The sequence below is a fragment of the Dokdonia sp. R86516 genome (genome assembly GCF_044596715.1).
Lineage (GTDB): Bacteria > Bacteroidota > Bacteroidia > Flavobacteriales > Flavobacteriaceae > Dokdonia.
The window spans coordinates 3,068,202-3,084,283 of the sequence record NZ_CP138998.1 but is presented as its reverse complement, the minus strand read 5'-3'; the positions used below and the strand labels follow the sequence as shown (position 1 = coordinate 3,084,283).

General features: G+C 35.9%; 9 protein-coding genes and 1 tRNA gene. 3 read left to right on the top strand and 7 right to left on the bottom strand.

Annotated features, from left to right (window positions below; all coding sequences use genetic code 11):
- Window positions 1-46 precede the first annotated feature (46 nt).
- From SJY23_RS13830 to SJY23_RS13820, 3 genes are read right to left on the bottom strand one after another with little or no spacing between them, the layout of a single operon-like run.
- Window positions 47-2,536 (bottom strand): SDR family NAD(P)-dependent oxidoreductase, encoded by a 2,490-nt coding sequence (locus tag SJY23_RS13830; RefSeq protein WP_396596795.1) that lies wholly within the window; start codon window positions 2,534-2,536, stop codon window positions 47-49.
- A gap of 5 nt (window positions 2,537-2,541) precedes the next feature.
- On the bottom strand, window positions 2,542-7,089 hold the full coding sequence (locus SJY23_RS13825; protein ID WP_396596794.1) for a beta-ketoacyl synthase N-terminal-like domain-containing protein: 4,548 nt from the start codon (window positions 7,087-7,089) through the stop codon (window positions 2,542-2,544).
- Window positions 7,090-7,093: 4 nt separating this feature from the next.
- Entirely contained in the window at window positions 7,094-7,711 is a 618-nt protein-coding gene (locus tag SJY23_RS13820) for a TetR/AcrR family transcriptional regulator (protein WP_396596793.1), read from the bottom strand.
- 119 nt (window positions 7,712-7,830) lie between these two features.
- Between SJY23_RS13820 and SJY23_RS13815 the strand changes: the two genes are divergently transcribed.
- Window positions 7,831-8,472 (top strand): 4'-phosphopantetheinyl transferase family protein, encoded by a 642-nt coding sequence (locus SJY23_RS13815; protein ID WP_396596792.1) that lies wholly within the window; start codon window positions 7,831-7,833, stop codon window positions 8,470-8,472.
- 892 nt (window positions 8,473-9,364) lie between these two features.
- On the opposite strand, the gene SJY23_RS13810 is transcribed toward SJY23_RS13815, so the two are convergent.
- Window positions 9,365-9,438: transfer RNA gene (locus SJY23_RS13810), tRNA-Arg, on the bottom strand.
- A gap of 203 nt (window positions 9,439-9,641) precedes the next feature.
- Here SJY23_RS13810 and SJY23_RS13805 point away from each other — a divergent pair.
- Complete coding sequence (locus tag SJY23_RS13805) at window positions 9,642-10,154, top strand: adenine phosphoribosyltransferase (protein WP_035336620.1); 513 nt, start codon at window positions 9,642-9,644, stop codon at window positions 10,152-10,154.
- Here the strand turns inward: SJY23_RS13805 and SJY23_RS13800 are convergent.
- From SJY23_RS13800 to SJY23_RS13790, 3 genes are read right to left on the bottom strand one after another with little or no spacing between them, the layout of a single operon-like run.
- Window positions 10,151-12,445, bottom strand: coding sequence for a TonB-dependent receptor domain-containing protein (locus tag SJY23_RS13800; protein ID WP_396596791.1), 2,295 nt, complete (start codon window positions 12,443-12,445; stop codon window positions 10,151-10,153). The genes SJY23_RS13805 and SJY23_RS13800 overlap by 4 nt on opposite strands.
- On the bottom strand, window positions 12,438-13,337 hold the full coding sequence (locus SJY23_RS13795) for a FecR family protein (protein WP_396596790.1): 900 nt from the start codon (window positions 13,335-13,337) through the stop codon (window positions 12,438-12,440). The genes SJY23_RS13800 and SJY23_RS13795 overlap by 8 nt, the downstream gene beginning before the upstream one ends.
- Window positions 13,338-13,376: 39 nt before the next feature.
- On the bottom strand, window positions 13,377-13,895 hold the full coding sequence (locus SJY23_RS13790; RefSeq protein ID WP_396596789.1) for an RNA polymerase sigma factor: 519 nt from the start codon (window positions 13,893-13,895) through the stop codon (window positions 13,377-13,379).
- 95 nt (window positions 13,896-13,990) lie between these two features.
- On the opposite strand from SJY23_RS13790, the gene SJY23_RS13785 reads away from it, so the two are divergent.
- Window positions 13,991-15,994, top strand: a complete 2,004-nt coding sequence (locus SJY23_RS13785) for a LamG domain-containing protein (RefSeq protein WP_396596788.1) — start codon at window positions 13,991-13,993, stop codon at window positions 15,992-15,994.
- Window positions 15,995-16,082: the final 88 nt, after the last annotated feature.

Genomic DNA, 16,082 nt, shown 5'->3' with positions numbered 1-16,082 from the left:
GTGGCTTTTGTGGAGGCGCAATGCAATGCGCCTCTACAGTTTGCCTTTACCAAACTAATTCTCTTGAAACAGTTAATCCAGCACCTTCTGTAAACAAAATAACATCTTCGTTATCGTCATAAACGGTACAGTCTGCAATCATTTTAGTCTCCGTATTTTCTTGAATTTTTATGTGTACGTAGTAACTTTTATCAGCTTGAATTTCTCCGTACACCATCCCTTTTAAAGTCTGTAATGGCAAGCTATTTGCGCCATTATGATATTTTTGTACCCATACCACCATTCCTTGATATTGAATATCTAAGAAGAAGGCATTCAAACTTGTACTAGGGAACTGACCTTGATCTTCATAAGAAACCGCTGGAGCTTTACATTTTAATAATACCTGCGATTCATCCATCGCAATAACCTCCTCTATGCCTTGGTAAAAAGCACCGTGGAATAACGAACCATCTTTATAAAAAGTAGCTCCGTCTATTTTATTCTCAACTAGTTTTGGTGTTTTGAATGTTGGTTTTTCAGTACGCTTTCGCGAAAGCGTAACTGTAGCTCTATAATGATTGAGTGGTAGTTTTGCTCCTTTACTGTAAACGCTTACCTCACAGACGATGGTGTCTGCTGTTTTTAATTGTTCTTTCACTTTCGTGAAATACACCTCTTTTTCAGTCCCGTCAAAAACAATCCCTTTGAAGAGTTTTACATCTTCTATGCTTGCCAGTTTATAATCTGGAAATAGCTTAACACAAGAATCTGCCATCCAAGCCGTGGCATTCACCATAGGTAATACAGGGTTTCCTTGAATTACGTGGTGTTGTAAAAACGTATTTTCTTTTAGGCTCAAATTTCTTTGAATCGTATGCGTTTTTAGATCTCCAGAAATATCTGAAATACCAGCAGGCAATGTACCGCCGATGATCACTTGAGGTTGGTGATGATATGCTCCGTTTAATTCTTGAACAAAACGAGCAGCGCCTCCAGGGTGATTTACTAAAGAAACACCAGCCTCCTCAAACATTTTTTGTAGCTCTGGACTTACCATACCGCCTTCCCAAGCTCCCCAGTTTATTGCGGTAACTTTAGTATTAGGGTGGTTTGTACTAAATAAATGTGCGGCAGTGCTCAATATTTCATTTGCCATTGCATAATCAGATTGTCCTACGTTTCCGTAAAAACCAGCAACAGAGGAGAACATAATGAGGTGTTTCAACTCATTGATATTAACCATTTTTAGAAGGTTTAATAATCCGTCCAATTTCACGGAAGTGACATTATCAAATATTTCTTCTGTTTTATCTTGAATGAGTTTATCTGCTAATCGGCCAGCACCGTGAATGATGCCTGTGATTTTACCCCATTGCTTTTCAATTTTTAGCAATTCTGGTTTGATGGTTAAGTTTGTTACATCACCAGCTACATATATGGCATCTCCACCAGCCGCTTTGATGGTAGCAATGGTTTCTTCTATTTCTTTTTTGGCAATATATTTATTGAATAGACTGTTTAACCTTTTAATAGAAACTTTCTCTCCGCTAGCTTTCAGATCCTGCATAATCGCGTTCTTAAGCTTGGCGGAATTATTTTCTTTTAACGCATATGCTGGTAATTCAAAATCTAAAGAAGATCTTCCCAATAAGATGAATTTAGACTTAAAAGCTGCGTTCATTTCTTTGATACACGTAGCCGTAACGCCTCTACCACCGCCAGCAACTAAGAAAACATCTTTATCTGTAACTGTTTGTTTATAATCATCTGTAGCAGCAACTTCATTGGGGGTAACCTCGTAAGTCATTCTGCCTTTTTCATTAATAGCTACATCAACATAACGAACATCTGCATCGTGTAATTCTAAAAATAAATTATCGGCAATTTCTTCTGGGGACAACTCGGGCTGTGCATCAATGGCTCTACAAAAAACAGGAGACCATTCTAAGTTCATACACTTAGTTAATCCTGATAATCCGCCTGCGATGATAGAAATATCTGAACGCTGGTCCATACCAAATTTCCCATCTAAACGAGAAACCGTCATAAAGGCTGTGCGCTGTGTTTTGCTCGTTGCATTTAATGGAGCTTGTAAATGCTTTGCCAATAAAAATGTGGCTTTTAACAAGGTACGTTCTACCGTAAAATGCTGTGTGAAATTATGACCAGAAAAGGTGAAATGTGGGTGTAAATACATAAAAGCGCCAATTTCATTATTGGCTAAGATGGTATCTACAGCATTTTTAATATTTTGATCGTTTATTTCGGCAATCGAAATTCCATCTTTAATAGATGTATTCTTTTTAATTGTGTCAAATTGAAGTACAATCACTTGATGTCCTTCACTTTCTAATTTGGTTTTTACAGCAAGTGTCAGAGGACCTCCTTCATCTGTGATGACAACAGCTTGTAAAGCAGAAATATCTTGTACTAATACATCTACTCTAGGAATAAATTTTAAACCAATTGATTTTCTTGGTACACCATGAAAGTTAGTAGGTAAGGAGAATTCCTGTTGTGGTGTATTCTCCTTACTTACTATGTTATTTTGCACTTGAGTTACGCTAGGCTCAGGCTTTTTTTTTTACTTGAAATACCTGCTTTTGCAGAGATGTAGTCCACAATTTCTTGTAATGTTCTGAGCTCTGTTAAGTCGTTAGGATTGATGTCTGATAGCTTGTCAGATTGCTCTGTGATCGCTCCAAATATCTCTACACGTTTAATAGAATCGATCCCTAGATCTGCTTCCATGTCCATACTTAATTCTAACATTTCTGCAGGATATCCTGTTTTATCTGCGACTACGCTTAACATCAAGTCTAGCATTTCTGAATTACCTTGAGTAGGAGCTGCTGTCTCAACAATAGGAGTAGAGAATAAATCGGTACCAACTATTTCTGGAGAAGCTGTGACTGGTGTTTCAACTGGTGCAGCCGTTGTACTTATCCCTGCTTTCGCAGAGATGTAGTCAACAATTTCTTGTAATGTTCTAAGCTCTGTAAGATCGTTGGGGTTGATGTCTGATAGTTTATCTGACTGTTCTGTGATTGCTCCAAATATTTCCACACGTTTTATAGAATCGATCCCTAGATCTGCTTCCATATCCATGCTTAGTTCTAGCATTTCTGCAGGATATCCTGTTTTATCTGCTACAACGCTTAACATAAGGTCTAGCATTTCTGAGTTGCTAGAAGTTGTTGTTGTCGTTTGTGCAACAGGAGCAGCAACAGGAGCTGTAACTACTTCTTTTACCGTTTGTGTAACGGGAGTTGCCGTCGTACTTATTCCTGCTTTTGCAGAGATATAATCTACAATTTCTTGTAATGTTCTAAGCTCTGTTAAGTCGTTAGGGTTGATGTTTGAAAGTTTATCAGATTGTTCCGTAATAGCTCCAAAAATCTCCACACGTTTGATGGAATCAATTCCTAAATCTGCTTCCATATCCATGCTTAGTTCTAACATCTCTGCAGGATACCCTGTTTTATCTGCTACAACGCTAAGCATAAGATCAAGCATTTCTGAATTTCCAGCGATTGGTGTCGTTTGTGGTAATGGGGTAGCAACAGGAGCTGCGACTACTTCCTTTACTGTAGGAGAAACTGGAGCTGCTGTTGCACTTATTCCTGCTTTTGCAGAGATATAATCTACAATTTCTTGTAGTGTTCTAAGCTCTGTTAGGTCGTTAGGGTTGATGTTTGAAAGTTTATCAGATTGTTCCGTAATAGCTCCAAAAATCTCCACACGTTTGATGGAATCAATTCCTAGATCTGCTTCCATATCCATGCTTAGTTCTAGCATTTCTGCAGGATACCCTGTTTTATCTGCTACAACGCTAAGCATGAGATCAAGCATTTCTGAATTCTCCAGTGCAGGAGCCGTAGATTGAACAGGAGTTTGTGTTACTTGAATTTCTGTTTCTTCAGGTTGAGATACTGAAGCCGCAGTTGCCACAGGATCCGATTGTGTTTTCATGTCACTTTTTCCCGAAAGGGTATTTTCTGATAGCAAGGCAATTAACTGTGCCGTTTGTTTGTTTTGCTCCGTTAAAATATCTTGGAACATATCTAATGCTTTTGATTGATTTTCTTTAATACCTTCAACAGCACTTTTAATTACATCTATCATCATATTTTCTTCTGTGTCTTGTTCTGAATGAACTTGGTTTAAAGTGGTAGGAACTTCCTTTACCACCTCCTTTATAACTTCTACGGTTTTAATAATTTCTGTAGATCCACTTACTTTAAACCCATTATTTAAAACGTCTTTATATTGTTTTTGAGTTGCTGGACTCACGTAATTATTACCCGATATTTTTACAGCTATTTTAGGCTGTTTTGCTGGCTCCATAGCTGCTCGTGCGTTCTTGTCTATATCACCTAATGTACAACCCAGTACTTGTAATTGTATGGCAGCTTCTCTAATCTGTAAATCACTGTTTTGACTAGACTTAGGATTAGTAGCTATCGCATAATGTTCCTTGTCTGAAAGGATGTCTTTTACGAGATTAGTAAGAATAGATTTAGGTCCAAATTCAACAAAAACTCTAGCCCCAGCAGCATACATATTTTCAATCTCGCTCTTGAAGTCAACTGAATTTAAAATATGCTGGCTTAATATTTTTTTAATCTCACTTGGATCAGTTGGATAAGAATTTCCAGTAGAATTTGAGTATACCGGAATGGCAGGGCTATTAAATTTTATATTCTCTATGCTTTCTTCAAAAGGCTTTTGTGCATGACCCACACAGTCTGTATGGAATGCAGCAGAAACAGGTAATACAATCGAGCGGTATTTTTTACTATCTAATAATGTCTTAGCTTTAGTAATACCTTCTGTGGTGCCTCCTAATACGATTTGACTCGACGAGTTGATATTGGCAATAGAGACATCTGGTATAGCGGTAATCAATGGTTGTATTTCTGAAGCCGAAGCTTTTACAGCTAGCATTGTACCCGCGTCACCACTTGTATTATTCCTTGCCATAGCTTTACCACGTGCGATAGCAAGTGCTATATAATCATCTTGACTTATAACTCCAGAAGCACAAAGAGCTGTGAGTTTACCAAAACTATGACCAGCGACCATATCACTTACAAAACCGGCATCTTTGAACACGTTATAGTACCCTAAACTAATAGCTCCGATTGCGGGTTGTGCAAACTCGGTATTTGTAATATTCTTTTCTAAAATAGCTTTGTCCTCCTCTGTAAATACAGGTTTTGGATATATTTTATTAGCTAGATCATATCCTTTTTTGGCATCAAAAGCTGCTATTGTTTGTTGTATGCTATCAAAGCTACTTGTCGCTTCATTTGCCATATTTACATACTGAGCCCCTTGACCAGAAAATAACGATGCGATTTTTGTAGTGCTGTTAATTCCATTAGGTCTAAAGAAAATACCTTTAGGATGATACCAAGTCTCTTTGTTGTTTTCTAGCTGTGTTACTGCTATTTCCAATTTAGAAATGCAGTCTTTCAGGCTTTCTGCTACAAAGCCTACACGAGCTTCGTTTTGATTTGCAATACCTGCTTTAGAAGCTTGTTTTAAGTTATGAAAAGCAGCACTTGATTCACTTGAAGACAATGCAGTAATTTCACCCTTAATAATCGTTAGTAGGTCGCTTGTGTTATTTGCCTTTATAAAAATACTGTGGAAGGACTGGTGCATTCTATCATTAAATGAGGCTTTCTTTTCATATTCTTCCATGGCAAAATGAACGTTTACACCACCAAACCCAAAAGCAGACAATCCCGCTCTACGGGGAACACCATTTTTAAACCAAGGTCGTGTTTCAGAGTTGACATAGAAAGGCGAATTTTCAATCCCAAATTTGTTATGTGGCTTGGTTACATTAATCGTTCCCGGAAGTACTTTATGATACAGAGCCAAGGCTGCTTTTATCATTCCTGCTGCACCAGCTGCAGCTTTTGTATGACCTATTTGCGATTTTACAGAACCGATAGCAATATGATTTTTTGAATCATCATTTTTTCCAAAAACCATGGACATAGATTCAAATTCGGCAGCATCACCAGCACCGGTTGCAGTCCCGTGCCCTTCAATTAATTTAACGGTAGATGCGTCATAACCTGCCTCATCATAAGCTCTTTGCATCGCTAGCGCTTGTCCTTGAGGGCGAGGCGCATAAACCGATTTATAACGACCGTCACTAGAAGAACCTACACCAGTAAGTAAACCATAAATTCTATCTCCATCACGCTCTGCATCCTCTAATCTTTTTAAGACTAACATTCCAACACCTTCTCCAATCAACATGCCATCAGAATCGGTGTCAAAAGGGCGAATACTTCCCTTACGAGAGAATGCTGGCGTTTTAGAAAAAGACATGTACATAAAAGGAGAATTGTCTGTGTCGACTCCTCCGGTTAACATCATGTCACATCTTCCTTCTATTAATTCAGAAACAGCCATTTTTACAGCTGAAAGTGATGCAGCACAAGCAGCATCTACCACGGAGTTGATGCCTCCTAAATCAAAACGATTTGTGATGCGACCAGAAATGACATTACCTAGCATTCCTGGGAAAGAATTTTCATTCCAGCCTATGTATGCTTTCTTCATTTTATCCACAATATGCGGTATATCTGTATCTGAGATACCACTGCTTCTTAAAGCAGCTTCCCAGATAGGAGCTTGCAATCTAGAGGTAAGTGGAGTGATTAGTTTTTGTCCACCACCTACACCGAGAATAACCCCTGTTTTTTCCTTTAGTAATGCTGTAAATTTTTCTGACTCTCTGCCATATCCAGCATCCTCAAAAGCATCTCTAGCGGCTATTAAAGCAAGAAGCTGTGAGGCATCTGTAACTTCCAAAATGTTAGGAGGTAACCCAAATTCCATTGGATTAAAGTCTACATCTGGAATAAAACCACCTTTTTTACAATAAGTCTTATCTGCAGCCATGGGATCTGCATCATAGTAATCATCAATATTCCAGCGAGATTCTGGAACGTCAACAATGCTATCTTTTTGACTAATAATATTGTTCCAAAACTGTTCTACATTGATGGCATCTGCAAACATGGCTGATAGACCAATGATTGCTACAGGTGTTTTCTTAAGCGAACTATTAATAGTATCCATATCTTTAGTCTATATTTAAATAAAGGTGCTTGTGCTTTTCAACTTCAACAAGACCTTTGTCAGTACATAACCCTCTTAAGTAAGCAACCATAATACCTTCGGTGAGTCTAGCTTTAGAATAATGTTCTGATGGGAAAATCTTTGTGTTATTGCATAATTTTAAAAGAGTTTGAACAGTGGCCATTGTTACCTCTGGATCCAGGTCTTTTCTGAAAAACCCATCTTTTACACCCCATTTAGATAAATAGAGTAACTCTCTAAAAGCGAACTCTGCATTTTTCTTATAAGAGTCTTTTAAGATGCTAGGGTAATATTTTAATACTTCTTTATAAAAGTGAGCATTACTATAATTTGCTCTTATTAAAATTTGTTGCTGAATCATTCCCATAGCTTCAATAGCAGAGCTAGAGCTATTAATGATATCATCGTTCTTGGTTCTTATACTAGCCAGATATTGTTCTACACAGGCTTGCATTAAATCAGTTTTATCGATAAAATGATTGTAAATGGTACGTTTAGAGGTACTCAATTCCTTGCTGATATCTGCTATGGTAACAGCCTTAACTCCATTTTTTAAGTACAATTGAGTGGTTATCTCTATAATGTGTTCCTTGGTAATCATATTGTTTTCCTAAATTTGGCCAACTGGTACCGAGTAGGTTCTTGTTGGTACCACAAAAAACGGAATTATAAATGAGACTCATAGGCATTTAATCATAAATGTTTTTCAATTGCACTAAAATGAAAGAAATTTGGATTGTTTGTTTGTCGAAAGATCTTAAAAAATATACCGATGATCAATTATTGAAATATTTGCCTGATTCTATTGTAAATAGGGCTCTTAGGTATTTAGATAGAGGTGATTTTTTAAGCTTTATCACTGGAAGGTTACTATTGAAAAAAGCCATTTTAGTAAGTGAATATTCAAAATTTTCGATAGAAGATATTATCTATTCTGATAATGGAAAACCCAGTATTGATGGCTTTAATTTTTCAATTTCGCATAGTAATGGGTACGTAGTTTTAGTTTTTGGTACCAATATTCAAATCGGTATTGATATCGAAAAAAGAAAAGATGTCGATTTGAAGTTCTTTAAGTATCTCTTCACAGATTTAGAGTGGAATAACATTATTCAAAATAAAATCCCATTAGACAAATTCTATTGGTACTGGGTTAGGAAGGAAGCTCTGCTTAAAGCAGTAGGCAGCTCGTTAAAAGAGTTAAAGGAACTAGAGGTATACGATAATTACGGTATCTATAAGGGGCGAAAATACTACTTAAATCCCTTTATATTTGATACTGAATTTAATGGTATGATAGCTGTAGATAAGGAAGTTGATTTTACTTGTAAGTATATTACACTGGAAGCGCTTTTGCGATAATCAAAAAAGTATTTCCTAATGTAGATGTACTGATTTTATCAGGCTCGATAGTATAAGATTGATTGTACTGGAGGACTTAAGTTTTTCTCAAGAACTATGATAAGAGGTGTTCTATATTATCTTACTATTGAAATGTTGTGCAGAAAGTGTACACCAAAGATAGGTCACCCATTCAGTAATTTACGTAACTGTATGGGTGAAAATCTTTAAAAAATGGAAGTGAAAACTGCTTATGTTCAATTTCCAGAGCCCAATGTATTTTACTTGATTATATAAAGTGTCTATTTGAAATAACCATCTTTATATAGAAGTATACCTAACTGAAACGAGGTTTTAGCTTTGTAATTTTTTTTCAGCTTCATAATTAATTTCTCAATGTGAGAAGTACTAGCTGGTGATTGGTTGTTTGCAGTTAGCTTCTTAGAGATCTCCAAGTGTGTCATGCCTTTAGACATCATTTTTAAGATGTTCTTATCGGCCTTGCTCAGTACGATGTTCGTATTGCTCATTTTGATAATGTGTTAAGGGTTTGCAATAGCAAATGTATTCAAATCTAATTATAGAGTTGACTTTAAGAAATTATATTCGAGTTATCGATATTTTATTTTAGAAAACAATAAGGTCTAGTTACAGATAGTAGTTGTTATTTAAGCGGTTGTTTTTTGAATTTCAAATTTACATTTAATTATTTAAAATTCTGTAAATCAGTATTTAAGAGAAGTGAGGGTGAGCTAATTCTTTTGGGTAGAATTTCAATTTTGAGGTAAGTGTACTCATAAGTTAATGAGATAGTAGAATATCATTAAATGATATTAAACGAAACCATATAAAATAAAAAACTGCGCTAATCCTAGGATTAGCGCAGTTATGGTGCTTTTTGAAAAGCTTATTGTGACCTCGACAGGATTCAAACCTGTAACCTCTTGAGCCGTAATCAAGTGCGCTATTCAGTTGCGCCACGAGGCCTAATTGAAAGAACAATTACTAGTTCGTTTCGGGGTGCAAATATACAATTGTTTCTCTCATTTAAACAAATAAAATCAACAAAAAATTACAATTATTTTGCAATATTTTTCTATTAATCTTTAAGTCAAATAATTACATAAATCGTTAGTGATAAAAATTTTTTAGGAATTAAAGTTTTTAATCCAAAATGGTAACTTTACGACATGCAAATTTCAGATTACATAAGAGATATTCAAGATTTTCCTAAAGAAGGAATTACTTTTAAAGATATTACTCCATTGTTGGGTGATGCAAACGCTTTCGCGAAAGCGGAAGAGATTTTATACACACTCGTTCCAGAAACAGATATTGATGTTGTAGTAGGAATAGAGGCTAGGGGTTTCTTTTTTGGTACGTTGCTTGCCAAAAGACTAAACGCTGGATTTGTGCCTGTAAGAAAGCCTAATAAATTACCTTATGATAGGATATCTCAGGAGTACGCGCTTGAATATGGTACAGATATCCTTGAGATGCATAGCGATGCTATCAAGCCAGGAGATAAAGTCCTATTGCATGACGATATATTAGCCACAGGAGGAACAGCTGCAGCTGTAATTGCTCTTGTTGAGCAACTAGGAGGAGAGGTAGTGCAATGTAACTTTCTTATCGAGCTAGACTTCTTAAAGGGCAGAGATAAATTAGTTGGAAAGCACGTAGCCGCCGCAATTACTTACTAAAAGTTATACTGAAAACTAAGGTTTGGGGTAAAGCCCAGTGATTTTACAGTCATTTGCTGTACTTCATTATCACTATCAACTAGATAATAGGTGTTAAGGATATTGTCGTTATTAATTAGATTCCAGATAGATGCGCCTATTTGAGCATGGTTTTTAAGCATTTTGAAATTATATATGGTAGAGATGTCAAACCTCAGAAAGCTATCTGATAATGAAGAGTTAGGTCTCTCATAAACAATCTGATTATTCTGTTGAACACTTTGATTTTGCGGGCGTGTAAATGGTGTTCCGGAACGCCAGTTAAATCCTAGTGAAAGTTTAAAACGCTCAAGATTATATGAAGTTCCAGCGCTTATAGAATGTCTTATATCATTGTTATTTGGAAATCTTTGACCGTTGTTTAAAGCATTAAAAGTGTAGTTGTTTTTTGAATAAGAATAACTTAGCCAGTTGGTAAAGGATTTAAATCTTTTTCTGGCAAGAAAATCCATGCCTATAACATTATAGGATCCTGTAGCATTTACAAATTGAAATTGATTTTGAAATCCTTGACTTCTCGAGCTAATGCCCGCGACATCTTTTACATAACCTTCTATACTAAATAACCATTTATTTTTAGTGTAATCTAGACTTAGTGAGGCTTGTTTACTTCTTAAAATGGGTAGATTTTCATTATTTGCTGCAACCCATCTTCTTCGTTCAAGTCCTAAAAAATCATTGGGTTGATCTATAATTTGGAAAACAGATTGGTTTTTAAACTCACCTAGAGCACTTACCTTAAAGTAATTTAAAAACCGCTGACTAAAACGTAGTCTAGGCTCTATAATAAACTTCTTAAAACGTTCTAGGTAGCTGGCTCTCGTGCCTGCAGTAAATTGGGTGGTTTTGTTATTTGAGAGAAAAGAAAGCTCTGTAAATAGCGCTTGTGTGCGAGTGATGTTTTTTTCATTACTAAAAAATAACGGATTATTGGTTTGTGAGAGATTTCTAGTTCCTATCTCTGTAAATTGATATCCATTTTCCCAACTTAAATTATTACTTAGCCTTAACTGTGTGTTCAAATTGAGACCTACGTCTAGAACTTCGTTTTCTTGGTCAAGTTGTTGGTTATTTTCTATATTAAAATTACTTGCCCTTAGATTATAGTTTGAGGCATACATATTAATATCAGTCTTAAGTTTTGCATTCCACTTTCTTGCATAATTTATTTTTAAAGCACGATTTCCTTGATCAATGCCACTGCGTGCAAAAACTCCTGTCGCAGTAGTGTTTTCATCATATTCTAACTTATTAAACAGCGTGGTAGCACTTATGCTTAAGTAATCACGATTGCTTATGTTGTATATGTATTTTGCACTTATATCGTAAAAAAAGAAGTTAATATTTGATGTAGAAATGGGAAGGTTATTTCTCATTTCTAAATCTGTGTCTTGAAAAATGCGATCTGAATAACTGCGATATGTAGGCGTATCAGTTATATCTGTGTGAGATCTTCTAGCAGATAGGAGTAGAGTTGCTTTTTTTGTGAGTGGTAGTCTCGCAAATCCCTTTACATGCAATAAGTTGCCACTTATGCTACCGCTTTTTTCGTTAGAAATACTGTCTTCTAAACCTATTTTGAGTACACCTGATACACCGTCACCATAGCGAGCGCTTGTGCCATTTTTTATAATTTCAACTTGTTTAGTTAAATAAGGATTAAAAGCAGATATAAGACCAAAGAAATGTCCAGATTGGTACATTTTAATACCGTCCCAAAGTATTAAATTTTGATCGTTTGTACCGCCACGTATATTTACGTCAGAAACGGTCTCGTTTGTGCTTATAATTCCTGGCAGTGCTTGGACTGTTTGTAAGACATCTGGTTCTATAATACCAGGAAGAATGCCAAATTGCTTTGGTGTTATTATTGTGATACCAGAACTAGATTTTGAGATTCCAGAAGTAAGTAAGGAAGCAATGTAAATATTATCTAGCTCTTGAATTTCGCTAGAAAGATTGAGATCCCTTAAAACAATAAAACGATTATTAATTTTGTCAAAATCAAAGCCCGTATAGTTTGAGATAAGAAGTAGCGCATCATCAAGATTTTTATCTGTTGAAATACGTGGTATCTTAATAGAGGAAACGAGTTCATCTACATAAGAAAATCTCACGTCATACCTTGTCTCGATGCTTTTTAAAACAGCAACCAGAGATATTCTTTCACTGTTATTTTCTTGAGATCGTAGATCTGAAAAAAATAAAAAGAATAATAGGAGAAAAAGTATTGAGAAAACTTTTTTAATCACGAGCTAAAGTTACCTTATTTTCCTCTTTGGTATAGGTTAAATTAAAAGGTAGACTTATAGATTTTAGAGCAATATCTAGATTGTCATGGGTAAATGTACCTGTAAATAGCCCTTGAGCAAATACTTCGTTTACATCAACTTGAACTTGATATTGTCTTTCTAGTTCTGCAATCACTTCTTTTAAAGGAGTTTTTTCAAACGAACTTTCATTATACGTCCATGACGGTGTTTTGGGAGTATTTGTGATTTTAGTTCCTGCTATGAGTACGCTTTCGCGAAAGCGGTCTCCAGCTTTTAATATTACTTCTTGTGACGCGGTTGTAACTTTTACTGAACCTTCATAACACACTACGTCAAAGTATTCATCTCTATTTTTGATATTAAACTGTGTTCCTAATACCGTTACAGTCCCATTGGTAGTCGTAACGTTAAATGTAGTTCCCTTAGACACTTTGAAATATGCCTCTCCTTCTAGAGATACATTGCGTTGTGCTTCCCAAGTATTTTCATCATAAGAAATAGAAGACATTGCGTTGAGCATCACTGTAGAATCATCGGGCAATGTGATGGTTTCTTTTTGGGCAATATGAGTGTAGTGCTCAATACTAGTAGATCTTTGTGATACAGCAAAGTAAATCCCTGCAAATAGGATAAGTACTGCTGCGATACGTAGAAAAGGTTTTAGCCAAATCACTTTAGATTGCTTAGCCTCTATACGTGCGTGCAACACCTCAAGTTGAGTGTCTATATTGTAAGTAGGGATTTCTAGGTTCTTGACAGTGTCAGAAATACGGGTATACTGATCATATTCTTCAAGATTTTTAAATGCTTGAAGCTCACTCTCGGTAAGCTCATTATCGAGCCATTTACGTATTAATTGTTCTTTTTCCATAGCGTTACTGTATATGTAACAGGGTTGTTGTTGTTTCTCCTACCTGAGCTCTGTAATTTCTAGCTTTAATTTTTTTAAAGCTCCGTAAATTCTTTTTTCTACTGCCTTTGTAGATATACCTAGGAGCGCTGCTATTTCCTTGTGTTTTTTTCCTTCTACACGGTTTAGTAAAAAAGCGGTTCGTTGTGCCTCTGTGAGATTTGCAATCGCTTTTTCAAGTTTTTGTTGGTATTCTTGTTCCTCAAGAACAAATTCTGGAGTCTCATTTGTATATCCTTTGGGGATATTCTTTTTAAATTTTAAGACCACCTTCTTGTGTGCATAGGCATTAAGCGTGAGGTTATTTGCTATGGTAAATAGATAGCTTTTTGCTTTCTCTTCAGAAACTTTTGAGCAGTTTTCCCAGAGCTTGATAAATGCCTCTTGTACTTTATCTTCGGGATTATAGTCGTTCCCAAATTTGTAGTAAAGAAAATTATAAAGATTTTTAGAATGCGCTTTAAAGACACTATTATAGATAGTTTCGTGGCAAACACCTTTGTTTTCTCCTTTCTTCATTGGGTGCAATAATAGAGAAATGTATATAATAACTTAAAAGAGGTAGGAGTTTTTTATTTAAAGTTGTTTTATTATTGCAGTACTTTAATAAAACTATGCAAATCATAGCATCCTCATTCTTAAGACATTTACAGCGACCATTGTTATTGATGCTATTATGCATGACAATAGGGTGTCAAGATGATCTTAATGAACAAAGCTCAATCGAGGGAGGTGTAGAAGACAATGTGAACGCACAGTTAATGCAATTAATGCATAATGTCGCTCTTAATGATGGGTCTCATGATGATATTATTGATAGGGCATCTTGCTTAGAGCTTGTCTTGCCAGTTACTGTCACTATAAATAATGCAGATATTATAGTAAACCACACAGACGATTTTGAAACCATAGCAGCACTTTTTGAGCAACAAGGAAATGCAGATGATTATACTATTGATTTTCCTGTCACAGTTATAACGTCTACGCATGATCAAGTTGTGGTTGCATCACAGGTAGCTTTCAATGAACTCGTAGAAACTTGCGAACAGACTACACAAAATGACGCAGATATTGAATGTGTCGATTTTGTATATCCTTTTGGCTTTAGCACTTTTGATCCAGAATTTACTATTACAAATGTAGTCAGTGTACAGAGCGATAGAGAATTGCTATCCTTTGTAAATACTGTACAAGGAAGTAATCTTGTAACAGCTATTAATTTTCCTATTGTTATGAGAGCTCATGATGATACAACGCAGGAGATGTCAAGCCATAGTACGTTATCATCTGCGCTGGTAGAAGCTTCTTCGAGTTGTGAGGAAGATGATACCTATTATTTTGAGGAAGATGTATGTTTGGAAAGTGAGGTAAACGATTTTCTCATGAGTTGTTACTGGCAGATAACTTCTTACAATAATGAAGATACGCTTAGTAATTATGTATTTTCTTTTGGTGCAAATAATTACCTTTTATATTTTGATGTAAATGTAATCGCAGAGGCTGGATGGAGTACTGCTACAACTGCCTCTGGCGTTAGACTTAGCTTTTTTAATATGCCCATCTTAAATTCACAAGTAGGAGGTAATTGGACGGTAACACAATGTGATGAGGAGATCCTTTTATTAGAGAAAGGCGATGATATAATGACGCTTGAGCGAAACTGTTTTCAAGAGCCATTAGATTGTTTTGTTAGTGCTGTACTAAATGTTTGTGATAATGGTCAAGAAGGTGAGGCTACCTTTGACCTAACAGAAACACTTCTAGACTGCGACACCTCAGAAGTAAATATTGCATATTACTACACACGAGAGGATGCTAGCAACCAAACAAATGCAATATCAAACCCTACCAATTATACTACAAATACTAGTCCAGAGCAGCTATGGGTGCGAGCAACACTTTTAAGTGATACAAGTGAGTTTAAAATATTTTTCATTAATCTTACTGTAGTAGATTGTTGCAGTAATCCACAAGATTATCTTAATGATCTCGTGATTTATATGCCTTTATCTGAATATCCCGTAGAGCTTATAAGTGGTTATGTAAACAGCGCTGCTATAAATGAATGTGTCGTAGATAGAGATGGCTCAGATCACTGCGCAATTAGTTTTAATCAGGATTCATTTACAATACCTGTTACTGGAGAAAATAATATTGTACAAGGGGATCAGTATACTATAAGTGTCTGGTTTAAAATGCAAAATACAAACTCCGGAGATGAAGAAATTATATTTCAAAAGGGTACAGATGCAAGTCAAGAAGGATTTGCTCTAGGTGTGACTAACTTTAATACGCCAACTTTCTTTACAAGTGATTTTCAAATTGTAGATGAAGATTGGAGTAATGAAGCAGATGTAGAGTGGATGAATACAGACTGGCATCATCTGGCAATAACTGTAGATGGTGCAAATACTGTGAAACTTTACAGAGATGGTATTCTTCGTAACGAGGTTATTAATGCCGCACTTGACATAGGTAGTACTGCATTAAATGAATATACACTTGGCCAAAATTTCTTAGGTCACGTGGATGATCTTAGAGTGTATAAAAACACACTAAACGCTACCGAAATTCAGCAACTCTTTGCTCTAGGAGGTGATTGCTATACCTGCTTGTAGATCCCTTAATACCAGACTATATCAATAAAAAAAAGCTAGCCGTGTAGCTAACCTTTTCTTTGTTTTATACGCTTTCGCGAAAGCGTGA

Bases quoted from the DNA above. Each gene is read 5' to 3' on its own strand.
- SJY23_RS13825 (WP_396596794.1), bottom strand. From the start codon at position 7,089: ATGGATACTATTAATAGTTCGCTTAAGAAAACACCTGTAGCAATCATT.
- SJY23_RS13820 (WP_396596793.1), bottom strand. From the start codon at position 7,711: ATGATTACCAAGGAACACATTATAGAGATAACCACTCAATTGTACTTA.
- SJY23_RS13815 (WP_396596792.1), top strand. From the start codon at position 7,831: ATGAAAGAAATTTGGATTGTTTGTTTGTCGAAAGATCTTAAAAAATAT.
- SJY23_RS13805 (WP_035336620.1), top strand. From the start codon at position 9,642: ATGCAAATTTCAGATTACATAAGAGATATTCAAGATTTTCCTAAAGAA.
- SJY23_RS13795 (WP_396596790.1), bottom strand. From the start codon at position 13,337: ATGGAAAAAGAACAATTAATACGTAAATGGCTCGATAATGAGCTTACC.
- SJY23_RS13790 (WP_396596789.1), bottom strand. From the start codon at position 13,895: ATGAAGAAAGGAGAAAACAAAGGTGTTTGCCACGAAACTATCTATAAT.
- SJY23_RS13785 (WP_396596788.1), top strand. From the start codon at position 13,991: ATGCAAATCATAGCATCCTCATTCTTAAGACATTTACAGCGACCATTG.